The sequence below is a fragment of the Micromonospora sp. NBC_00860 genome (assembly GCF_045207375.1).
Classification (GTDB): Bacteria; Actinomycetota; Actinomycetes; order Mycobacteriales; family Micromonosporaceae; genus Micromonospora; species Micromonospora vinacea.
The window spans coordinates 786,679-809,304 of the sequence record NZ_CP108825.1; the positions used below are offsets into that span (position 1 = coordinate 786,679).

Below are 22,626 nucleotides of genomic sequence, written 5' to 3' on the forward strand. Positions count from 1 at the left end.
GGGGTCAGCTCACCAGACTGAGTCGTGGCTCAGCGGGACTGACCATCGGCCCGGCCACGACTGGGAGGATCGCTATCTCGCACAGCGATCACCTCCTGCAAGTCGGGCGGGCCGGAACGTCGATGATCGTACACCTGCGGTGCCGACGGAACGCACTCGGCCGACCGGCCGGCGAACCCTCCACCGCCCGGTTGGCGACGCCCTTCGCCACCAGCGCGTACGCGTCGCCGAAACGACAGCGGCTGGCCCACTCGCACGACAGTGACCAGCACCACGGCGAACAACGGCAGCCAGCAGCAGCGCGCCAGCACCCACCCCGGGCCGTCCGGGACGGTGTGCAGACCGGGCACTGCCAGCCCGGTGCGGGCGGTGAGCGCTGTCACCGCCACCAGTACCGGCTGGTGCCACAGGTAGATCCGCACCGCGGACCGGTTCACGGCGCTCACCGCCCGGCCCGGCAGCGGCCGGGTCAGCAACCGGTGCAGCGCCGGCCGGGCGAGCAGCCCCAGCCCGACCTGGGCGACCGCCAGCGCCACGACCAACAGCGACGGCGGGTTCAGGTTGGACACCCCGGCCCCGGGCACGCCGACCGCGCTCACCGGGTAGCCCAGCGCCAGCAGCGCCGCCAGCGCGACCGCCCCACCGGCCGCCACCGTGCCGCCCGCCCGCCGGCCGTTCAGCCGCCCGTCGGCGTGCGCCACGCCCAGCAGGTACGGCACCGACCAGGCCGCCAGCACGGTGACCGGGGGCAGGTCGGTGCCGGCCGGCAACAGCCGGACGGCCAGGTCGGCCGCGGCCACCACGGCCACCGCCGGTGTCCCGCACCGCGCCACCCCCCACCGGCGTACGGCGACACGCAACGGGCCGGTCAGCGCGACCAGGAACACCAGCGGTAGCAGGAACCACAACGGGCTGACCGCGAGGCGCAGCGCGACGGCGAGCGTGTCGTCCGAGGTGCCGACGACTGTGGCGGCGAGCAGCACGGCGGCCCCCACACCGAGCAGCGCCACAGTGGGCAGCAGCAGCCGGCGCAGCCGCCCGGCCAGCCAACCGCCCGCACCGCCGGGGTGGCGGGCCAGCGACCGGGTCGAGCCGAACCCGGCGGTGAAGAAGAACAGCCCGAGCGTCTGCAACACCCAGGTCACCGGGGCCAGGTCGGGCAGCGCGGTCAGCGGACTGGCCTGGTGCAGCCCGCCGTCGCCGGCAAGCACCAACCCGGTGACCAGCCAGTGCCCCAGCACCACACCGCCGATGGCGTACGCCCGCAACGCGTCGATCGCACGGTCCCGGCTCACCGGACGTCCCCGATCCGGTCGGCGTCGACGCCGCCCAGCACCACCGCCGCCACCGCTACCAGCGCGGCGCTGCCCGACGCGAGGTAACCGTCGTGCCCCGCCACCCCACCCACCGGCAGGGGTCGGGCGCCGAACGCCGGGTCGCCCGGTCGCCGGCCGAAGCCCAGGCCGGGCAGCCGCACCGGCGGTACCCGACGGATCCAGTCGGTCGGCGCCTCGGCCGCCCAGAACCGCCGCCCGCCGGGCAGGTCGTCGGCGCGCTGCACCCCGGCGCCGACGCCACCGAGGCTGACCACGTCGGTGACCTGGGACGGGGCGTCCGCCGCCGCCAGCGACACCACCAGCGCCCCGTAGCTGTGCCCGACGAGCGTGATCGTCGCCGCCGGACGCCGCCCGGCCAGCTCCCGCACCAGCGCGGCCAGCCCCGCCGCGCCGCGCCGGGCGCTGACGCCACCGGCGGCGGTCAACACCCCGTCGGGTGGGTCGTAGCCGAGCCAGGCCAGCACCGCCACCCGCGCAGCCGGGTCGGTCGCCCGCAGCTCCCGGAAGAGCTGCCCGGCCTGCACCGCCGGCGCCCGCCGGGCCACCCCGCCCAACCCCCTGTCGAAGTCGGCGAGGGTGCTGCCGACCCCCGGCACCAGCACCGCGATCCGGTCCGCGTCGGCGAGGTCGCCCAACACCTCCACCGCGCGGCCGTCACCGCGCGCGTCGAACAGCAGGAACCGACGTCCGTCGGCCGCCCAGTCCGCGTACGGGGGGCCGGCCGCGCGCATCGCCGCCGCCATCACCGGGTACGCCTCGACGAACCCCGCCGCCGTGGCCGGCTCGGGTCGGGTCGGCAGGACCAGGTTCACGCCGAGCAGCGCGGCCATCGCCACCCGGCTGGCACCTCGTCGTCGCATCACGTTCTCCCTCCGGAATGTCGTCCGGAGGGAGATTGCGCCCAGGGCCGGGGCCCCGTCGTCGTCCTGGAGAGCCGTCCCCGGGCTGGCTCCCCGGGGCTACTCCCCGGCGGCCACCAGACCCGTCTCGTACGCCAGCACCACTGCCTGGGCCCGGTCGCGCAGACCCAGCTTGGCCAGGATCCGCCCCACGTGCGTCTTCACTGTCTGCTCGGCCACCACCAGGTCACCCGCGATCTCCGCGTTGTTGCGGCCCCGGGCGATCAACCGCAGCACCTCGGTCTCGCGGGGGGTGAGCCCGGCCAGGTCGGTGGGGCGCGGGCGGCGGCGGTCCGGACGGGCCGCGAACTCGGCGATCAGCCGGCGGGTGACCCCCGGGGCGAGCAGCGCGTCCCCGGCCGCCACCACCCGCACCGCCTGCACCAGATCGGCCGCCGGGGCGTCCTTGAGCAGGAACCCGCTGGCCCCGGCGCGCAGCGCCTCGTACACGTAGTCGTCCAGGTCGAAGGTGGTGAGGATGAGCACTCGGGGTCGCTGCGCCGACCGGTCACCGAGCAGCTTGCGGGTGGCCTCCAGCCCGTCCATGACCGGCATCCGCACGTCCATCAGCACCACGTCCGGGTCGAGGTGGCGGGCGACGGCCACCGCCTGCGCCCCGTCGGCGGCGTCACCCACCACCAGCAGGTCCGGTTGGGCGGCGAGCAACGCGCCGAAGCCCTGCCGGACCATCGCCTGGTCGTCGGCGATCAGCACCCGGATCATCGGTCCCCGCCCTCCGCGTCGTACGGCAACTCGGCCGCCACCGCGTAACCCCCGCCGGGCAGCGGCCCGGCGGTGAACGTACCGCCCAGCGAGGTGGCCCGTTCCCGCATGCCGGTCAGCCCGTGCCCGGAGCCGCCGTCGGCGGTCGGTCGGACGTCGGCCGGGGAGTTCTCGACGCGTACTCCCAGACCGGATTGACCGGCGCGGACGGTGACGCGCACCGCGGCGCCGGCCGCGTGGCGGGCCGCGTTGGCCAGGCCCTCCTGCACGATGCGGTACGCGGCCAGCCCGACCGGCGCGGGCACCCGGTCGTCGTCCACCGGTTCGGCGTCCAGGGTGACCGGCAGCCCGGCCCGGCGTGCGGCGTCCACCATCGCGTCCAGGTCGGTGAGGTCCGGCTGTGGCGCGGTCTGCGGCCCGCTCGTCTCGCTGCGCAGCACCCCCAACAGCCGCCGCATGTCGGTCAGCGCGTCACGGGCCGACGCGGCGATGGCGACGAACTCCGCGGCTGCCGGGGCCGGCACGTCCGTCAGCCGGTACGGGGCGGTCTCCGCCTGCACCGCGATCAGCGACATGTGGTGGGCCACCACGTCGTGCAGCTCCCTGGCGATCCGGGTGCGTTCCTCCAGCACCGCGCGGCGCTCCTGCTCCCGTTCGCTCAGCTCGGCCTGCGCCGCCAGCGCGTGCCGGGACAGCCGGTTGCGGCGGATCAGGTCGCCGACGATCGCCAGCGCGCCGAGCAGCAGCAGGACGGGGACCCGGTTGTCGGGATGGACCAGGGTGAGCACCGGCACCGTGCTGATCACCACCACCCAGACCAGCACCGGCCGGTCGACCCGTGCGACGACCACCGCCACCACCGCGATCGACCCGAGCGCCAGCGGCGGGGTCCACGGCCAGGCCTGGTCGTCCGGCGCGTTGAACGTGCAGATCAGCAGGGCCAGCACCGTCAGCCGCCAGGCCAGCAGCGGACGCCGGGGCAACGCCAGCAGCGGTGCCACAGTCATCGCCGCGAACAGGAGCGCGATCGGCGGCGCCAGGCCCCATTCGCTCTCCACGGTCAGCGTGATCAGGAAGAGGCCGAGCGCGGCGAGCAGACCGACCGGCGCGGCGTAGCGGGCCGGCCCGGGCCAACGGGCCAGCAGCGGCCGCTCGGGCCGGGCGTCCGGGCCCAGCACTGTCTGCCGCAGGGCCCGCACTGCCACCGCGATCGGTTGCCGGTTCACCACCCGGAGGCTACGGGCCGACCCCGCCACGAGGCGTGCCACCAGGGGTTGATCCCCGTGTCGTACCCCAGTGTGACGCGACTCCCGTTAGCGCTTACCTGCCGGTAACGCCTAGGCTCCGACGCGTCCGTGCTGACCATTCGCAAGGGGGAACAGTGGCCCGTACCGTGCTGGTGACCGGGGGCAACCGGGGAATCGGCCTGGCCATCGCGCAGGCCTTCGCCAAGCAGGGCGACCGGGTGGCGGTCACCCACCGCAGCGGCGACGCGCCCGACGGGCTGTTCGGCGTCCGCGCCGACGTCACCGACGCCGCCTCGATCGACGCCGCGTTCGCCGCCGTCGAGGCCGAACTGGGTCCGGTCGAGGTGATCGTCGCCAACGCCGGCATGACCGCCGACACGCTCCTGCTGCGCATGACCGAGGAACAGTTCACCGACGTGGTGGACACCAACCTCACCGGCGCGTTCCGGGTCGCGAAGCGGGCCTCCGGCAAGATGCTCCGCGCCAAGTGGGGCCGCATGATCTTCATCTCCTCGGTGGTCGGCCTCGCCGGCGGCGCCGGGCAGGTCAACTACGCCGCCAGCAAGGCCGGCCTCGTCGGCATCGCCCGCTCGATCACCCGGGAGCTGGGCAGCCGCAACATCACCGCGAACGTGGTGGCGCCCGGCTTCATCTCCACCGACATGACCGCCGGCCTCTCCGATGACCGCAAGGCGGAGATCCTCAAGTCCATCCCGGCCGGCCGGATGGCCAGCCCGGACGAGGTCGCCGCCGTGGTCACCTGGCTGGCCTCCGACAGCGCCGGTTACGTCTCCGGCGCCGTCATCCCGGTCGACGGCGGCCTCGGCATGGGCCACTAACCCTTTTGACTACGGAGGAAATCAGCGATGTCCGGACTGCTCGCCGGTAAGCGACTGCTCGTCACCGGTGTCATCACCGACGCCTCGATCGCCTTCTCGGTGGCGAAGCTCGCTCAGGAAAACGGCGCGCAGGTCGTGCTCACCGGCTACGGCCGGCTCTCCCTGGTCGAGCGGATCGCCAAGCGGCTGCCCGAGCCGGCGCCGGTCATCGAGGTGGACGTCACCAACACCGAGCACCTGGCCGGCCTCGCCGACCGGGTACGCGAGCACGTCGACGGCCTCGACGGTGTCGTGCACTCGATCGGCTTCGCCCCGCAGAGCTGCCTGGGTGGCGGCTTCCTCGACGCGCCCTGGGAGGACGTGGCGACCGCCCTGCACGTCTCCACCTTCTCCTACAAGTCCCTCGCGATGGCGGCGCTGCCGCTGATGTCGCCCGGCGGCGCGGTGGTCGGCCTGACCTTCGACGCGACGAAGGCGTGGCCGGTCTACGACTGGATGGGCGTGGCCAAGGCCGGCCTGGAGTCCGCGTCCCGCTACCTGGCGCTGCACCTGGGCAAGCAGGGCATCCGCAGCAACCTGGTCGCCGCCGGGCCGCTGCGCACCATCGCCGCGAAGTCGATCCCCGGCTTCGACCAGTTCGAGGACGCCTGGGCCGAGCGGGCCCCGCTGGGCTGGAGCCTCACCGACCAGGAGCCCGCCGCGCGGGCCTGCCTGGCGCTGCTCTCCGACTGGTTCCCGGCCACCACCGGCGAGATCGTCCACGTCGACGGCGGCTACCACGCCATCGGTTCCTGACGGGCACCACGACGCTCCCTGGTCGCCGTTCGCGTGATCTACGCGTCCGGACCAGGGGGCGTCGCCGGCACGTCCCGGCCGAGGGGCAAGAATGACCCCATGTCGTACGACGCGGTGGTGCTGGTGTCCTTCGGTGGGCCCGAGCGGCCCGAGGACGTGATGCCGTTCCTGCAGAACGTGACCCGGGGCCGGGGAGTGCCGCCCGAGCGGCTGGCCGAGGTCGCCGAGCACTACCAGCACTTCGGTGGGGTGTCCCCGATCAACCAGCAGTGCCGGGACCTGTTGGCCGCGGTCCGCGCCGACTTCGCCGCGCACGGTCTCGACCTGCCCATCTACTGGGGCAACCGCAACTGGGACCCGATGCTCGCCGACACAGTGACCCAGATGCGCGACGACGGGGTCACCCGGGCGCTGGCCTTCGTCACCAGCGCGTACGGCGGCTACTCGTCCTGCCGCCAGTACCAGGAGGACATCGCCGCCGCCCGTGCCGCCGTCGGCTCGGACGCCCCGGTGATCGAGAAACTGCGCCAGTTCTGGGACCACCCCGGCTTCGTCGAGCCGCACGTCGACGCGGTCAAGGCGGCCCTGGGTCAGCTCGACCAGGCGTTGCGGGACACCACCCGGCTGGTCTTCACCGCCCACTCCATCCCCAGCTCCATGGCGGCCAACGCCGGCCCGCACGGCGGCCGGTACGAGGCGCAGCTGCACGAGACCGCCCGGCTCGTCGCCGCGGCCGCCGCACCCGACCTGGCGTACGACCTGGTCTGGCAGAGCCGCTCCGGCCCGCCGCAGGTGCCGTGGCTGGAACCGGACATCAACGACCACCTGGCCGCCCTCGCGCAGGGTGGCACCACCGCCGTGGTGGTCAGCCCGATCGGGTTCGTCTCCGATCACCTGGAGGTCGTGTGGGACCTGGACACCGAAGCGTTGGAGACGGCGAAGCAGCTCGGCCTGGACTTCGTCCGGGCCGGCACGCCGGGCACCGACCCGCGCTTCGTGACCATGGTGCGTGAGCTGGTCACCGAGCGGACCGACCCGGACGGCGCGCAGCTGCGCCGCCGCCTGGGCGAGCTGCCCATGTGGGACAGCTGCCCCACCGTCTGTTGCGTGCCGACCCGTCGCCCCTGACCCCTGAGGATCATCATGCATGACCGTAAGCCCGTGCAGAGTTGGCTGACCGACATGGACGGCGTGCTGGTGCACGAGGGCCAGCCAGTGCCCGGCGCGCCGGAGTTCATCAACCGGCTGCGCGCCTCCGGCAAGCCGTTCCTGGTGCTGACCAACAACTCGATCTACACCCCACGCGACCTGACGGCCCGGCTCAGCCGGATGGGGCTGGACGTTCCGGAGGAGTCGATCTGGTCCTCCGCCCTGGCCACCGGCCAGTTCCTCGCCGACCAGCGGCCGGGTGGCACCGCGTACGTCATCGGTGAGGCCGGGCTGACCACGGCACTGCACGCCGTCGGCTACGTGCTGACCGACTTCGCCCCCGACTACGTGGTGCTCGGCGAGACCCGCACCTACAGCTTCGAGGCGATCACGAAGGCCGTCCGCCTGATCAACGACGGCGCCCGGTTCATCTGCACCAACCCCGACGTGACAGGCCCGTCCGTGGAGGGCGCGCTACCCGCCGCCGGCTCGGTCGCCGCCATGATCTCCAAGGCGACCGGGGTCGAACCGTACTTCGTCGGCAAGCCCAACCCGATGATGATGCGCTCGGCGCTCAACACCATCAACGCGCACTCGGAGAGCACCGCGATGATCGGTGACCGGATGGACACCGACATCCTGTGCGGCCTGGAGGCCGGGCTGGAGACGATCCTGGTGCTCACCGGGATCAGCAGCCGCACCGAGGCGGAGCGTTACCCGTACCGCCCGTCCCGGATCATCAACTCGGTCGCCGACCTGCTCGACGAGGTCTGACCAGCCCCGGTCTCGCCGTGTGGTGCCGGCGCTGGTCAGGGGCGCAGGGGGGCGTTGCAGGCGGCCACCAGTGCCTGCCGGCAGGCAGCGGTGAGGGGGCGAAGTGCCGCGTCCCGTTGCTGTGCCTCGTAGTTGTTGATCGCCCCGCCGGGCGCGGAGTGCCCGGCCAGCGCGAGCACCCGGTCGAGCACCGCGGCCCGGGCGAAGAGCCGGCGGGCCCGCGGGTCGAAGCCCGGTGGCAGATCGGTGGCACCGTCGGAGCGGCGCAACGCGGCCAGCGCACCGGCCAGCTCGGGCCGCCACTGGGCCACGTCGAGGCGGGTCAGCGCGGCGGTCGTCTCGGCCAGCGCGGCGGCCAACTCCGCCTCCGCCTCGGCGGCGCCAGGCAACGACAGTGACGCGGCGGCTGCGTTGGCCGGCAGTGGGTAGACCCGCCACAGCACCGTCTCGAAACAGTCCCCGGAGCCGGAGGTGTGCGAGCGTACCTCCGGGATCAACCCGAGCCCGCCGGCGACGACCGCTTCGCCGGTGACCAACGCCGCGCCGGCGAAGTCGCCGGGGCCGGGCAGCCCCCGTGGGTCGCCCGGCGCGGGCAGCACCAGGCGGATCTCGTCGGGGGAGAGCTTGGCCAGGGTGGGCAGTGCGGCGCCCAGCGGGACGTCGGTCCAGGTGCCCGGGGCGTCCGCAACGAGGTGTTCCTCGTCGCCGGCGATGGCGTCGGCGACCTCGTCGTAGGGCACCAACCCGGCGCGCCACGCGCGCACCCAGGCAACGAACCGGCTGGACCGGCGCGGCGCGAGTGTGGCCGCGCCCGTTGCGGGGGTGGACATGCCGAAAGGGTACGTGGTCACGACCGGCCCTGTCTCGGCTGCCGCTCCGGTCGCCCGGCCTGCCCCCAACTGCCCTGTTCGCCCCAATCCCCGGCCCGTGGAGCGACTGTGTGGTCGGCGGTCATAGGGCGGGGCGGTGTGTCGGGGCCGAGGTGGGCGCGGGCCGGGTTTAGCGTGATCGACATGGCGGGGCGATACGGCGAGGACGTGTTGGCGGGCGACTGGCGACGGCGCAAGGTCACCCCCGAGGTGGACGCCGAACCGGATCTCGTGGTCGAGGATGCCGACTCCGGGTTCTGCGGAGCGGTGGTGGGCTTCGAGGCCGGCGCGGTGGTGTTGGAGGACCGGCACGGTAAACGGCGCAACTTCCCGCTGCTGCCGGCGGCGTTCCTGCTCGACGGCAGCCCGGTGACGCTGCGCCGCCCGACCCGGGCGGCGGTGCCGACGGCCCGTCGGCGGACCGCGTCCGGTTCGGTCGCCGTGGACAACGTGCGGGCCCAGGTGGCGAAGGCCAGCCGGATCTGGGTGGAGGGCATCCACGACGCCGCGTTGGTCGAGCGGATCTGGGGCGACGACCTACGGATCGAGGGCGTGGTGGTCGAGCCGTTGGACGGCATCGACGCCCTCGACGCCGAGGTACGCGACTTCGGCCCCGGCCCGACCCGACGACTCGGCGTGCTCGTCGACCACCTGGTGCCGGGCAGCAAGGAGAGCCGGATCGTCGCCCGGGTGAACTCGCCGCACGTGTTGGTGACCGGGCACCCCTACGTGGACGTGTGGCAGGCGGTCAAGCCGGCGGCGCTGGGCATCGCTGCCTGGCCGGTGGTGCCGCCGGGGCGGCCGTGGAAGGAGGGGGTCTGCGCGGCCCTCGGGGTGGCCGAGCCGGCCGACATGTGGCGGCACATCCTGTCCCGGGTGAACAGCTTCGCCGACGTGGAGACACCCCTGATCAACGCCATGGAACGCCTCATCGACTTCGTCACCGAGCCAGCCTGACCGCCTGGCCCGCCAGACCCACCCGCCGGCGGGTCAGGGAATCTCGTCCGGGCTCCGGGTGAAGACGAAGGTGGCGATGTCGACCGCCACCGCCCGTCCGCTGTCGTCGCGCAGCACCGACAGGATCTCGCCGTTCTCCGGGCCGGAACGTCCCCGCCAGCGGTCCGTCCCCTCGGCGGTGAACCGGCTGACCCGCTCACCGCGTACGTGGGCCACTAGGTCGCCCGCGTCCCAGCGCAGGTCCAGCGGAGTGCCCATCCACCACCAGCGACCGGTCAGCTCGGCCAACCCGGCGTCGGGCGCGGCGGTGGCCGGCCGCCACGGCTGCGGAAGCGCCGGCTCGGCGTCCAGCACCGTGGTCAGCAGCCGGCGGCCGAGCCCGGTGATCGGGAAGCCGTACGAGTTGGCGAAGCCGACCACTGCGGTACGGGTGGGCCGGTGCACCACGAGAGCGGCCACGTACCCGGGCATCGAGCCGCCGTGCCCGACGTACACGCGCTCGCCGTCCCGGTAGAGCTCCAGCCCGAGGCCGTGCCCGCCGGTCCAGGAGTCGTCGCTGATCACCACGGGGGAGCACATCTCGGTCAGCGTCTCGGCGGCCAGCACCGACGGGTCGGGGTCGGCCAGGAACGCGGCCCAACGACCCAGGTCCTCGATTGTCGACCAGAGCTGCCCGGCGGGGGCCATTGCGCCGGTCTCGGTACGGGGTTCCTCGCGCAACGTGCCGTGCCAGGGGTGGACGACGTAGCCGCGGGCGTACGGCTCGGTGGCCGCGTAGGTGGTGCGGCGCAGGCCCAGCGGGGTGAGGATCCGTTCGTCGAGCAGGTCGGCCCACCGTGTGCCGGTGAGCCGTTCGAGCAACCCGCCCAGCAGCCCGTACGCCAGGTTGGAGTAGTGGTACGTGCGGTGCGGTGGGTAAGCGATCTTGTCGGCGTCGACCCCGGCGAGCAGGGTGGTCAGATCGACGCCCGCTGTCCGCTCCCACCAGTCGCCCTCGGGTTCGCGTTGGATGCCGCTGGCGTGGCCGAGCAGTTGGCGCACTGTGAGCGCGCCCACGCCGGTGCCCGGCAGGTGCTGCTCCAGCGGGTCGTCGAGGGCCAGTCGGCCGGCGTCGCGCAACTGCATGATCAGGGTGGCGGTCATCGTCTTGCTGATCGAGCCCACCCGGTACTGCAGGTCGGCATCCGGGCGGGGGTTTTCGCCGGCGACGGCCACATGCGCCAGCGTGCCGTCGCGGACCACGCCCAGCACCAGCGACGGGGTGCGCCCGTCGGCCTGGGCCTGGGCGACCCGGATGTCGATCTGTCGGGCGGTCTCGGGGAGCACTGTCAACGGGATCTCCTCGGGTCGGGCCGCCGTTTCGTGGTGTTTTGGCGGGCTGGAAGGGGCCTCGCCGAGCCTACTGATCTTCGCGGGGAGGTCGCGCGTGCATTTGCGTGTCACGATCGGGGGGTGGACGCCGTGGTGTGGATCGTTTTGGGTGTGCTGCTGGCCGTCGCTGAGATTTTCACGACGACGCTATTTCTGATCATGTTCGGGGCCGGTGCGTTCGCCGCCGCCGGTGCGGCCGCCCTGGGCGCGCCGGTCGCCGTGCAGGCGCTGGTCTTCGCCGTGGTGTCGGCGTTGAGCCTGGTGGTGGTCCGGCCGGTCATCCGGCGGCACAGCCGTTCCGCGCTGGAGAGCGGTGAGCAGCCGTTCGGCGTGGAGGCGATCGAGGGCTCCACGGCGCTGGTGCTGGAACGGGTGGACGCCGAGAATGGCCTCGTCAAGATCGACGGGGAGTTGTGGAGCGCCCGGTCGTACGACACGACACAGGTTTATGACCCCGGTCAACGGGTTCGGGTGATAAAGGTCCGGGGCGCTACCGCCCTGGTGTGGCAGGACGATGTTTCTTCCGCCGGCGAGCTGCCGGAATCGAGAGGGTGAACGGGATGACCTTAATCGGGGTGGTGGTGATCGCGGTGGCGTTGATCGCCGTGATAACGCTGGCCAAGGCGGTGCGGATCGTGCCGCAGCAACGCCAGGACGTGGTGGAACGGCTCGGCAAGTACAAGCGCACCCTCAGCCCCGGCCTCAACCTGCTGGTGCCGTTCATCGACGCGGTTCGTACCAAGGTCGACATGCGGGAGCAGGTGGTCAGCTTCCCGCCGCAGCCGGTGATCACCTCGGACAACCTGGTGGTCTCGATCGACACGGTTCTCTACTTCAAGGTGGTCGACTCGGTCCGGGCGACCTACGAGATCTCCAGCTTCCTCCAGGCCATCGAGCAGTTGACCGTCACCACGTTGCGTAACGTGATCGGTTCGCTCGATCTGGAGCGGGCGCTGACCAGCCGCGACGAGATCAACAGGCACCTCTCGGGCGTGCTGGACGAGACCACCGGCCGCTGGGGCATCAAGGTGACCCGGGTCGAGATCAAGGCGATCGAGCCGCCGGCCAGCATCCGCGACTCGATGGAGAAGCAGATGCGCGCCGAGCGGGACCGCCGCGCGGCGATCCTGACCGCCGAGGGTCACAAGCAGTCGGTGATCCTCACCGCCGAGGGTGACAAGCAGTCGGCGGTGCTGCGGGCCGACGGTGACCGGCAGGCCCGCATCCTGCAGGCCGAGGGTCAGGCGAAGGCGATCCGGACGGTCTTCGACGCGATCCACCAGGCCAACCCGAGCCAGAAGGTGCTCGCCTACCAGTACCTGCAGGCTCTGCCGCAGATCGCCCAGGGCAGCGCCAACAAGGTCTGGATCGTCCCGGCCGAACTGACCAAGGCCCTTGAGGGGATGGGTGGCGCGCTCGGTGGACTGAGCCAGATGGTGGGGGACCTGCCCGCACCGGAGGCAGCCGAACACGCGAGCCAGGTCGAGCGCGAGGCCGCGGAGGCGGCGCAGGCCGCGGCGGACGCCGCCCAGCAGATCCACGACGAGGTACGCGTCGCCGAGGCGCAGGCCACCGGCGGCAAGGGGCCGAAGGGGCTGCCCGCGCCGGAGCCGGTGTCGCCGGCCAGCCTCGTCGAGGACCCGGCCGACCAGCGCGAACGCGACTGATCCCGTACGCCGGCCGCCCGGTCGGCTAAATACGAGAAAGACTCATGGGGCGCTCCGACGCCTGCCACGATCGGTCCTAGGACGGGTGGTGACCAGGCAATCGGGGCGCCCCGGCGCGTCCCGCACCGTTCGTCGGCGAGCGAGGTGACGCATGAAGGATCCGGCGAATCGGATGTGGTCCTCGGCCCCGGTGCCCGGCGCGCACGACCCGGTCGCCCCGCTGGGCTCCCGGCGCAGCGGTGGCGGGTTCGGCGTACTGCCCTTCGTCGGCGAGCCGACCCCGGGCGCCCCCGCCACGAACGCCAGTTGGGCCTGGTCGGTGCGCCGGTTCGCGCGGGCGGCGGTCTGGCTGCTGCCCGCGTACGCCATCCTCTACGGCGCGGTGGCGATGGCCAGCGACGGAGGGGTGGGCAACGACCCCTATCCGGCCGACGGCCGGGCGGTGTACCTGATCGGCTGGGTGGCCGCGGTCTGGCTGGGACTGCTCGCGCTGCTGGCCCTCACCGGGCTGCTGGCCGCGACCCGCAGCCGCCGGGTGGCCGCCGCCGGGCTGCTGGTCAGCATCGCCGGCACAGTGCTCATGCTGCCGTTCGCCGGGCTCGAAGAGCAGACGCCGGTCTTCGGCACTACCGCGCGGTCGCTGGTCCTGCTCGGCGCGACGTTCTACAGCGCGGGATGGTTCCTCACCGGGTGGGCGGTGGCCCGCTCCGGCACCTTCAGTCTCGGCGACGGCGTCATGCTGATCATCGCCGCGCCGTTGCTCGGCCTCGGCGGTGCCCTGATCGGCTCGCTGCAGACGTTCGGCGCGATCTTCGTACTGATCGCCGGCATCGGCATCGGCTACCGCTCCGGCCGCCTGATGCCCCGCGAAACCGCCAGAGACGCCGCCACCGCCAGCCTGAGCACCCCAAACCCCTAATCCACCCACCCACCCCCCACCCGCACCCCCGCCCCCGGCCCCCGGCCCCCGGCCCCGGCCTCCGGCCAACGCCGGTGATCATGAGGTTGACGGGTGATTCGGTGATCGAACCTCCCGCTAACCCCATGATCACCGGGGTGGGGGGCTGGGGTGGGGGGCTGGGGTGGGGCTGGGGTGGGGCTGGGCGGGGGGTGGGGGTGGGAGTTGGCTGGTGGGTGGGGGTGAAGTTGCTGACAATTGGCGGGCGAGGGTGGTCGGTTGGCGGTTTTTGTGGCAATCCTGGGTTGCATGGCCGCCCCCCGCTCGCCGCTGTCGCGGCTGTTCACAGTGCTGCTCGCCGGCGTGTTGGCCGGGCTTGTCCTGGCAGTCGCCGCGCTGCCGGGCAACCTGCTGCTCGGGCTCACCGCCCGCTCCGCGCTCGGGTCGTACGCCGCGTTGCCGGCCTCGTTGAAGACCCCGGCCACGCCGCAGCGTTCGTACCTCTACGCCAACGACGGCAAGACGCTGATCACCACGTTCTACGACGTGAACCGCACCGATGTCCCCCTGTCGGAGATCGCCCCGGTGATGCGGCAGGCGATCGTGGCGGCCGAGGACCGGCGTTTCTACGACCACGGCGGCGCGGACCTGCGCGGCCTGGCCCGGGCGCTGGTGGCCAACGTCAAGGGCGGCGGCACCGAGCAGGGCGGCTCGACGCTGACCATGCAGTACGTCCGTAACGTGCTCAAGACCGACCCCACCCGCACGGCCGAGGAGCGCGCCGCCGCGACCGACCCCACCGTCGGGCGCAAGATCCAGGAAATCCGGTACGCGAGCGCGTTGGACAAGAGCCTCGGCAAGGACGAGATCCTCGACAGGTACCTGAACATCGCCTACTTCGGCTCCGGCGCGTACGGGATCGCGGCGGCCAGCCAGCGGTACTTCGGCAAGCCTCCGTCGCAGTTGACCCTCGGCGAGTCGGCAGTGCTGGCCGGTCTGGTGCAGTCCCCGGACGCGTACAGCCCGATCAGCGGCGACAAGGACGCGGCGCTGGCCCGCCGGTCGTACGTGCTGGACTCGATGGTCGCCACCAACGCGATCACCGCCGCGCAGGCCGCCCAGGCCAAGGCCGAGCCGCTGGCCCTGCACCCCACCGCCCAGCCCAACGGCTGCACCGCCGTGTCCCAGGGCCACGACGACTGGGGCTACTTCTGCGACTACCTGCGCCAGTGGTGGCTGGCCCAGCCGGCCTTCGGGGCCACCGTCGCGGAGCGCGAGCAGGCGCTGCGTTCGGGCGGCTACACGGTTGTCACCTCGCTGGACCCGAAGGTCCAGGCCACCGCGCAGCAGCAGGCCACCAAGGTCTACGGGTACGACAACAAGCGCGCCCTGCCGATCGCGGCGGTCCAGCCAAGCACCGGGCGGGTTTTGGCGATGGCGGTCAACCGGCACTACAGCCTCGCCGACAACCCGGCCGGGCAGGCGAACTACCCGAACACCGTCAACCCGTTGATCTCCGGCGGGGCCAGCGTCGACGGGTACCAGGCGGGTTCGACGTTCAAGCTGTTCACCATGCTCGCCGCGCTGGAGTCGGGCCGTACCCTCTCCACCGGTTTCGACGCGCCCGCCAAGCTGCCCACCCGGTACCCCGCCGAGGGACCGGGCAGCTGCGACGGCCACTGGTGTCCGGCGAACGCCAACCCGGACTGGATGGACGGGTACCGGATGATGTGGGACGGCTTCGGCCGCTCGGTGAACACCTACTTCGTCTGGCTGGCCGAGCAGGTCGGCCAGGACAAGGTGGTCCAGATGGCGCAGCGGCTCGGCATCACGTTCCGCGCCGACTCGGACGCCGCCTTCGCGAAGAACAACGCAGCGAACTGGGGTTCGTTCACCCTCGGTGTGGCGGCCACGACCCCGCTGGACCTGGCCAACGCGTACGCCACGGTGGCCGCCGAGGGCACCTACTGCACGCCGGTGCCGGTGGTCTCGGTGACCGGCGCGGACGGCACGAAGGTGCCGGTCGGGCAGCCCTCCTGCAAGCGGGTGCTGGACGCCGACGTCGCCCGTGCCGCGACCGACGCGGCGCGCTGCCCGGTGGGTCAGCAGTCGGCGTTCGGGCAGTGCAACGGTGGCACCGCCACCGGTGTGAACGACATCCTCGACGGCCGGCCGGTGGCTGGTAAGACGGGTAGCTCGGAGGAGAACTCCACCGAGACGTTCGTCGGATTCACCCCGCAGGTCGCGGTGGCCGGTATCGCCGCCAACCCGGACGACCCGGCCGACTCGGTGGGGTCGGCGGTGCAGAGCAAGGTGATCGACGCGGTGGCCCGGGTCATCGCCACCGCCGTGAAGGGCCAGCCGGAGAAGGCGTTCGTGGCACCGAGCCGTGAGTTGGCCGGCGACGCGCGCCGCCCGGTGGAGCGCCCAGCGGTCCCGGAGCGCCGGCAGGACCCCACCACCGAGGACCCCCGCTCGGCCCTCCAACGCTGGCTGGACCGCCGAGGCTGACGGTCTCAGCGGTCGCGGCGGCGGGGGCGGTAGCTGGCCACTGTGGCGGGCAGGCCGCGGCGGATGATCCCGGCCCAGTCGGTGTCGCCGCGGAGCACCGCCGCGGCGGTCTTGCGGGCCTGCTCGACGGTGAAGTGCGGTGGCAGCATCAGCTCGGCCGGGTCGACCAGGGCGTTGATCACCACCGGCCGGTCGGCGGTGAGCGCCCGGTCCCAGACGTCGCGCACCTGCTCCGGTGAGTCGATCAACTCACCGTGCAGCCCGAGCACCTCCGCCCACTGGTGGTAGGCGATATCCGGCAACTGTTGGCTGTCGGGGAACATCGGCGTCCCCTCGGTCGAGCGCTGTTCCCAGCTGACGAACGCCAGATCCCGGTTGTTGAGCACCAGCACCACGAAGCGCGGGTCCGCCCAGCTGCGCCAGTACTTCGCCACCGTGATCAGCTCGTTGACGCCGTTCATCTGCATGGCGCCGTCGCCGATCAGTGCGACCAGCGGCCGGTCCGGGTGGGCGAACTTGGCGCTCAACGCGTACGGCATGGCGCCGCCCATGGACAGCAGCGTGCCGGAGAGGCTGGCCAGCATGCTCGGGCGTACCTGGATGTGTCGGGCGTACCAGGCGGTGGTGGTGCCGCAGTCGACAGCGAGCAGCACGTCGTCCGGCAGCCGCTCGTTCAGGGTGTGGAAGAGCAACTGCGGGTTGACCGGGTCGGCGGCCTGCTCGGCCAGGTCGTGTTGCACCCGGCGCCACGCCGAGGTGGCCTCGGTGATCTCCGTCCGCCAGGCGGTCGGCCCGGGGCCGGGGCCCAGTTCGTCCAGCAACGCCCGCAGCGTGGGGCGGGCGTCGCCGGTCAGGTTCACCTCGGTGGGGTACCGCAGCCCGAGCTGGGTGCCGTCCAGGTCGATCTGCACCGCGCGGGCCTGCCCGGGCGGTGGGTAGAACTCCGAGTACGGCATGTTGCTGCCCACGATCAGCAGTCGGTCGCAGCCGCTCATCAGCTGCCAGCTCGGTCGGGTGCCGAGCAGCCCGATCGCGCCGGTCACCCACGGTTCGCGGTGGTCGACGGCGGTGAAGCCGAGCAGTGCGGTGGCCACGCCGGCCCCGAGCCGGTCGGCGATCTCGCGGACCTCGTCGCGCGCGCCGAGGGCACCCTGGCCGACAAGCATGGCCACCCGCTGCCCGCCGCGCAGGACCTCGGCTGCCCGGCGTACGTCCGCCTCCGGTGGCACCGTCGGCGTACTGCTCGGCGCGTTGCTGGTCTGGTAGTAGCCGTGCGCGTGCGGGGGGTTCGGGACGGCCGGCTCGTCCTGGAGGTCCAGGGGCAGGATCAGGGCGGTGACGGTACGCCGGGCCAGCGCTGTCCGGCACGCCCTGTCGACCAGGTGGCGTACCTGTGTCGGGTGGTCGAGCTGGGCCAGGAACGCCGCGGCCACGTCCTTGTAGAGGGCGAGCAGGTCGACCTCCTGGTAGTAGCCGCCGCCCTCGGCGGTGGTCGCGGTGTGCCCGACCAGGGCGATCACCGGTTGGTGGTCGAGCTTCGCGTCGTACAGGCCGTTGAGCAGGTGGATCGCCCCCGGCCCACTGGTGACCAGCGCGCAGCCCAGTGGGCCGCCGCCGTACTTGACGTGGGCGGAGGCGGCGAAGCCGGCGGTCTCCTCGTGGCGGACCTGGATGAACTGGGCCCGCCCGTTGGTGCGTTGCAGCGCGGAGGTGAGGCCGTTGATGCCGTCGCCGGGATAGCCGAAGTAGCGGTGTACGCCCCAGCTGAACAGCCGCGAGACGATGTGGTCCGCGACGGTCGGACGCCGGGGCAGGGGGCCCGCTTCGCCCGCCGTGGTGTCGTCTGCGCTCACCTGGCTGGTCCTTCCCGTCACGTCCGATACCCGCCGGTCATTCCCGTTCTTCTTCGGACAAAACACCCCGTCGGGCGGGCGTCGAAGCGCGCTGCTCCGCGTCCGGCAGAATCGTCGGGTGCCCGTCCACGAGATCACCGACCCTGACGACGACCGGATCGCCGACTACCGGGCGCTCACCGACGTCGAGCTGCGCACCCGCTGGGAGCCGCCGCACGGACTGTTCATCGCCGAGGGGGAGCTGGTGCTGCGCCGGGCGCTGCGCGCGGGCTACCCGGCCCGGTCGTACCTGGTCGACGCCAAGCGCGTCGACCAGCTCGCCGACCTGGACACCGGCGACGCGCCGGTCTACGCCGCGACACAGGACGTGCTGCAACGGGCCACCGGCTTCCACGTACACCGGGGGGTGCTGGCGTCGTTCCACCGCCGGCCGCTGCCGACGGCGGACGAGGTGCTCGCCGCCGCGCGCCGGGTCGTGCTCCTGGAGGACGTGAACAACCACACCAACCTCGGCGCGGTCTTCCGGGGTGCCGCCGCACTCGGCATCGACGCGGTGCTGCTGTCGCCGTCCTGCGCCGACCCGCTGTACCGGCGCAGTGTCCGGGTCAGCATGGGTGAGGTCTTCGCCATGCCGTACGCGAAGCTCGACCGGTGGCCCGAGGGTCTGGACCAGGTACGGGAGGCCGGCTTCACGGTGCTGGCCATGACGCCCGCGCCGGACGCCGTACCGATCCAGCGGTTGACCTCGGCGCAGCGCGAGCGGGCGGCGCTGCTGCTGGGTGCCGAGGGGCCCGGCCTCACCGCGGCGGCCCAGGCCGCCAGCGACGTGCGGGTGGTCCTTCCGATGCGCCGTGGCGTCGACTCGTTGAACGTGGCCGCCGCGGCGGCGGTGGCGTTCTGGGAGCTGGGTCGCGACGATCCGCCGTTCGGCGGCGAGTAGACCGCATCAGCTTGCATGGCCATGCGTTCTATTGCATAATTTTCCCCGTGTCCAAGGTTCTCACCTCCCTGCCCATCGGCGAACGTGTCGGCATCGCCTTCTCCGGCGGCCTCGACACCTCGGTCGCGGTCGCGTGGATGCGCGACAAGGGCGCGATTCCCTGCGCCTACACCGCCGACATCGGCCAGTACGACGAGCCCGACATCGCCTCGGTGCCCGGTCGCGCGCTCAGCTACGGCGCCGAGGTCGCCCGCCTGGTCGACTGCCGCGCTGCCCTGGTCGAAGAGGGCCTGGCCGCGCTGACCTGCGGCGCCTTCCACATCCGCACCGGCGGGCGGGCGTACTTCAACACCACCCCGCTGGGCCGCGCCGTGACCGGCACCCTGCTGGTGCGGGCGATGGTCGCCGACGACGTCCAGATCTGGGGCGACGGTTCGACCTTCAAGGGCAACGACATCGAGCGGTTCTACCGGTACGGCCTGCTGGCCAACCCGATGCTGCGCATCTACAAGCCGTGGCTCGACACCGCCTTCGTCACCGAGCTGGGTGGGCGTAAGGAGATGTCCGAGTGGCTGCTCGAACGCGGCCTGCCCTACCGGGACAGCACCGAGAAGGCATACTCGACCGACGCCAACATCTGGGGCGCCACGCACGAGGCGAAGACGCTGGAGCACCTCGACACCGGCATCGAGACTGTCAACCCGATCATGGGCGTCCGGTTCTGGGACCCGTCGGTGGAGATCCCCACCGAGGACGTCACCGTCGGCTTCGACCAGGGCCGCCCGGTCACCATCAACGGCAAGGAGTTCGGCAACGCCGTCGACCTGGTGCTGGAGGCCAACGCCATCGGCGGCCGGCACGGCCTGGGCATGTCGGACCAGATCGAGAACCGGATCATCGAGGCCAAGAGCCGCGGCATCTACGAGGCGCCCGGGATGGCGCTGCTGCACGCCGCGTACGAGCGGCTGGTCAACGCCATCCACAACGAGGACACTCTGGCGAACTACCACAGCGAGGGTCGCCGCCTCGGTCGGCTGATGTACGAGGGCCGCTGGCTGGACCCGCAGGCGCTGATGCTGCGCGAGTCGTTGCAGCGGTGGGTCGGCACGGCGGTCACCGGCGAGGTGACGTTGCGGCTGCGCCGGGGCGAGGACTACTCGATCCTGGACACCACCGGCCCGTCGTTCAGCTACCACCCGGACAAGCTGTCGATGGAGCGTACCGAGGACTCGGCGTTCGGCCCGTCGGACCGGATCGGCCAGCTCACCATGCGCAACCTGGACATCGCCGACTCGCGGTCGAAGCTGGAGCAGTACGCCTCCCTCGGCCTGGTCGGCGGCGGGAACCCGCAGCGGATGATCGGCGCCGCGCAGGCCGCCTCGACCGGGTTGATCGGCGCGATGCCGCAGGGCGGCGCGGAAGCCATCGCCTCCCGGGGCGTCGCCTCCCCGGAGGACGAGGCACTCGACCGCGCCGCGATGGAGTTCGGCGTCGACTGAGCCCGGCCGACCCCCGGCCGCCGGTGGCAGGTACCGGGGCCGGCTGGCTCGGCCAGCGGTGGCAAGTCGAGTTCCGGCGTCACGGACGGTAGCGTGGCGGCCGTGTTCCCTACCGTCCGTGAGGTCCTCGCCCTGGACCCGGTCCGCCACGGCGCTCCACGCGTCGTCGCCGGCGACGAGGGGCTGGACCGACCCGTCCGCTGGGTGCACGTCGCCGAGGTACCGGACATCGCCACCCTGCTCGGCGGCGGCGAACTGGTGCTCACCACCGGCATCGGCCTGCCCGGGGACGACACCGGGTTGCGCGCGTTCATCGGCGACCTCGCCGACGTCGGAGTCTCCGGGCTCGTCGTCGAGCTGGGCCGCCGGTACGTCAGCGGTGTGCCCCGGGTGATGGCCGCCGCCGCCGAGCGGCGTGGGTTGCCCCTGGTGGAGCTGCGCCGGGCCACCCCGTTCGTCCGGATCACCGAGGCGGTGCACGCGCTGATCGTCGACGCGCAGCTCACCGAGCTGCGCGCCACCGAGGAGATCCACCAGCGGTTCAACGACCTCTCCGTCGAGGGCGCCGACGCCGCCGAGGTGATCCGACAGGCCGCCGAGCTGTCCGGTTGCCCGGTGGTGCTGGAGAACCTGTCCCGGCAGGTGCTCGGGTACGACCCGGCGGGGGAGAGCGCCGAGCTGCTGCTGGACGGCTGGGAGCAGCACTCCCGGCGGATCCGTCCGGCCGGGCGGACCGCGTACGACCCGGACAGCGGTTGGCTCGTGACCACAGTCGGCGCCCGGGGGCAGGACTGGGGTCGGCTGCTGCTCCGCTGGCCGGCCAGCGGCGACGTGCCCAGCGCCCAGGCGGTCGAGCCGAGCGTGGGCCCGCCCACCCGGCTCACGATCCTGATCGAGCGGGCCGCGTCCACCCTCGCGCTGGGCCGGCTGATCCGCCGCGACGCCGAGGGCCTGGAACGACAGATCCACCGCACCCTGCTCACCGCGCTGCTCGACCACTCCCGCCCGGTGGACGAGGTGGGGCTGCGGGCCAAGGCGCTCGGCGTGGTGCTCGACCGGCGACACCTGGTCGGCGTGATGGTCCGGCACCGCGCCGACGACCCCGCCGGGGAGGTCGGCCCCGAGGCCGGCCAGGCCCGGCTACGCGATCTTTCCGAGGCGGTCGGCCAGGCCCTGCGGGAGGCGAAGCTGACCGCGCTGACCAGCGCCGTCGACGACAACTCGGTGGGCGCGCTGCTGGCCCTGTCGGACCCGGCCGCCGAGGACCGCGCGCTGTCCGCGTTCGCCAACGCCCTTCGTCGGGTACGCCTCGACGCCGGCACCGGCCGGCCGGCACCCGGCGTCGAACCGGCTCGGGCCACCTCCGGTGTCGACGTTTCCCGTCCCGCATCCGACGCTTCCCGTGCGGCGGTCGGCGCCGATCCGGTCCGCACGGGCTTCGGCGTAGATCCGCCCCGCGTGGGTCTCGGGGTCGAGACCGCTCGCGCGGGGGTCGGTGTCGATCCGTCCCGGGGTGCTGGCCCGGGTGCCGTGATCGTGGCCGCCGGCTCGGGGGTGAGCACCCTGCGGGAGGCCCGCCGGTCGCTGGTCGAGGCGCGGCAGATCGCCGAGGCGGCCCGACGGGACCGGCGTGACCTGCGGGTCTTCCGGCTGCCGCACGTCGGCCTGGCCGGGCTGCTGCACCTGCTGCGCGACGAGCCCCGACTCCAGACGTTCGTGGAGCGCGAACTCGGCGCGCTGCTGGAGTACGACGCCCGGCATCCTCGGGAACGGCTGCTCGACACCCTGCGCGCCTACCTGGAGCAGGGACGGAACAAGTCCGCAGGCGCCGCCGCCGCCCACCTGTCGCGGCCGGCCTTCTACGAACGCCTGGCCCGCATCGCCCGCATCCTCGACGTGGACCTCGACTCGGTAGAGGCCAGCCTCTCCCTACATGTGGCCCTACTAGCCCTAGAAGCAGTCCGAACCCCCTAACCCCACCCCCACCCGGCCCTCTTCTCCGCCCCGCCCGCGTCGATCAAGGAGTTGTGGCGGGGTGCAGAAGTCACGAAAACGTCTATTGCGCCCACCACAGCACCATGATCGACACGGGCGGGGTCGGCCTGGCGTAGGGGTGGGCATCGGGGTCCGCCACGCTATCGAGTTGATGTCGTGAACGAATCGCTCGGCTCGGCTCGGGTCAACCACGCCCCGATTCGTCTACGACATCAGCTCCAAAGGAGCAGGGGCACACTCGCCTGGGCGGGGCGGGGCGGGGCGGGGCGGGGCGGGGCGGGGCGGGGCGGGGCGGGGCCTGCT

General features: G+C 72.7%; 19 protein-coding genes. 12 read left to right on the forward strand and 7 right to left on the reverse strand.

The features are described from left to right. Nucleotides 1–29: 29 nt before the first annotated feature. The 4 genes from OH804_RS03725 to OH804_RS03740 form a co-directional block, all read right to left on the reverse strand. On the reverse strand, nt 30–1,295 hold the full coding sequence (locus OH804_RS03725; RefSeq protein ID WP_406062746.1) for an acyltransferase: 1,266 nt from the start codon (nt 1,293–1,295) through the stop codon (nt 30–32). Then, nucleotides 1,292–2,197, reverse strand: a complete 906-nt coding sequence (locus OH804_RS03730; protein WP_406062748.1) for an alpha/beta hydrolase — start codon at nt 2,195–2,197, stop codon at nt 1,292–1,294. The genes OH804_RS03725 and OH804_RS03730 overlap by 4 nt, the downstream gene beginning before the upstream one ends. Before the next feature lie 99 nt (nt 2,198–2,296). Beyond that, nucleotides 2,297–2,959, reverse strand: coding sequence for a response regulator (locus tag OH804_RS03735; protein WP_406062750.1), 663 nt, complete (start codon nt 2,957–2,959; stop codon nt 2,297–2,299). Continuing rightward, on the reverse strand, nt 2,956–4,185 hold the full coding sequence (locus OH804_RS03740) for a sensor histidine kinase (protein ID WP_406062752.1): 1,230 nt from the start codon (nt 4,183–4,185) through the stop codon (nt 2,956–2,958). Before OH804_RS03740 ends, OH804_RS03735 begins: the two co-directional genes overlap by 4 nt. Nucleotides 4,186–4,340: 155 nt before the next feature. Between OH804_RS03740 and fabG the strand changes: the two genes are divergently transcribed. The 4 genes from fabG to OH804_RS03760 all read left to right on the forward strand — a co-directional run bounded on the left by fabG (nt 4,341) and on the right by OH804_RS03760 (nt 7,763). Beyond that, a complete protein-coding gene (fabG, locus tag OH804_RS03745; RefSeq protein WP_196924344.1) occupies nt 4,341–5,045 on the forward strand; it encodes a 3-oxoacyl-ACP reductase FabG in 705 nt (234 codons plus the stop codon). A 27-nt stretch (nt 5,046–5,072) separates the two neighbouring features. Further along, nucleotides 5,073–5,840 carry an enoyl-ACP reductase FabI gene (gene fabI / locus OH804_RS03750; RefSeq protein ID WP_091403861.1) on the forward strand — a complete coding sequence of 256 codons (768 nt, stop codon included), beginning with the start codon at nt 5,073–5,075 and terminating at the stop codon, nt 5,838–5,840. Between the two features lie 99 nt (nt 5,841–5,939). Further along, nucleotides 5,940–6,968: a ferrochelatase gene (locus tag OH804_RS03755; protein WP_406062755.1), complete on the forward strand. Its 1,029-nt coding sequence runs from the start codon at nt 5,940–5,942 to the stop codon at nt 6,966–6,968. A gap of 15 nt (nt 6,969–6,983) precedes the next feature. Next, a complete protein-coding gene (locus tag OH804_RS03760) occupies nt 6,984–7,763 on the forward strand; it encodes an HAD-IIA family hydrolase (RefSeq protein ID WP_030337797.1) in 780 nt (259 codons plus the stop codon). 35 nt (nt 7,764–7,798) lie between these two features. Here OH804_RS03760 and OH804_RS03765 read toward each other — a convergent pair whose 3' ends face one another. Continuing rightward, a complete protein-coding gene (locus OH804_RS03765) occupies nt 7,799–8,593 on the reverse strand; it encodes a hypothetical protein (protein ID WP_406062757.1) in 795 nt (264 codons plus the stop codon). 183 nt (nt 8,594–8,776) lie between these two features. On the opposite strand from OH804_RS03765, the gene OH804_RS03770 reads away from it, so the two are divergent. Next, a complete protein-coding gene (locus OH804_RS03770) occupies nt 8,777–9,589 on the forward strand; it encodes a DUF3097 domain-containing protein (protein WP_196924341.1) in 813 nt (270 codons plus the stop codon). 33 nt (nt 9,590–9,622) lie between these two features. Here OH804_RS03770 and OH804_RS03775 read toward each other — a convergent pair whose 3' ends face one another. Further along, entirely contained in the window at nt 9,623–10,921 is a 1,299-nt protein-coding gene (locus tag OH804_RS03775; RefSeq protein WP_406062759.1) for a serine hydrolase domain-containing protein, read from the reverse strand. A gap of 120 nt (nt 10,922–11,041) precedes the next feature. Here OH804_RS03775 and OH804_RS03780 point away from each other — a divergent pair, with 120 nt between their 5' ends. The 4 genes from OH804_RS03780 (at nt 11,042) to OH804_RS03795 (ending at nt 16,036) form a co-directional block, all read left to right on the forward strand. Next, nucleotides 11,042–11,515, forward strand: coding sequence for an NfeD family protein (locus OH804_RS03780; RefSeq protein ID WP_196924339.1), 474 nt, complete (start codon nt 11,042–11,044; stop codon nt 11,513–11,515). A 5-nt stretch (nt 11,516–11,520) separates the two neighbouring features. Further along, nucleotides 11,521–12,627: an SPFH domain-containing protein gene (locus tag OH804_RS03785; RefSeq protein ID WP_406062761.1), complete on the forward strand. Its 1,107-nt coding sequence runs from the start codon at nt 11,521–11,523 to the stop codon at nt 12,625–12,627. A 151-nt stretch (nt 12,628–12,778) separates the two neighbouring features. Further along, nucleotides 12,779–13,546, forward strand: coding sequence for a hypothetical protein (locus OH804_RS03790; RefSeq protein WP_406062763.1), 768 nt, complete (start codon nt 12,779–12,781; stop codon nt 13,544–13,546). A gap of 288 nt (nt 13,547–13,834) precedes the next feature. Continuing rightward, nucleotides 13,835–16,036, forward strand: coding sequence for a transglycosylase domain-containing protein (locus OH804_RS03795; RefSeq protein ID WP_406062765.1), 2,202 nt, complete (start codon nt 13,835–13,837; stop codon nt 16,034–16,036). Between the two features lie 5 nt (nt 16,037–16,041). On the opposite strand, the gene OH804_RS03800 is transcribed toward OH804_RS03795, so the two are convergent. After that, nucleotides 16,042–17,889, reverse strand: coding sequence for a thiamine pyrophosphate-requiring protein (locus OH804_RS03800; protein ID WP_196924336.1), 1,848 nt, complete (start codon nt 17,887–17,889; stop codon nt 16,042–16,044). Between the two features lie 91 nt (nt 17,890–17,980). Between OH804_RS03800 and OH804_RS03805 the strand changes: the two genes are divergently transcribed. The 3 genes from OH804_RS03805 to OH804_RS03815 all read left to right on the forward strand — a co-directional run bounded on the left by OH804_RS03805 (nt 17,981) and on the right by OH804_RS03815 (nt 22,302). After that, nucleotides 17,981–18,829: a TrmH family RNA methyltransferase gene (locus OH804_RS03805; protein WP_406066409.1), complete on the forward strand. Its 849-nt coding sequence runs from the start codon at nt 17,981–17,983 to the stop codon at nt 18,827–18,829. Nucleotides 18,830–18,876: 47 nt separating this feature from the next. After that, a complete protein-coding gene (argG, locus tag OH804_RS03810) occupies nt 18,877–20,328 on the forward strand; it encodes an argininosuccinate synthase (protein ID WP_406062767.1) in 1,452 nt (483 codons plus the stop codon). Nucleotides 20,329–20,421: 93 nt separating this feature from the next. Then, the gene (locus OH804_RS03815) at nt 20,422–22,302 is read left to right on the forward strand and encodes a PucR family transcriptional regulator (RefSeq protein ID WP_406062769.1); all 1,881 of its coding nucleotides are present in this window, start codon (nt 20,422–20,424) and stop codon (nt 22,300–22,302) included. Nucleotides 22,303–22,626 lie beyond the last annotated feature (324 nt).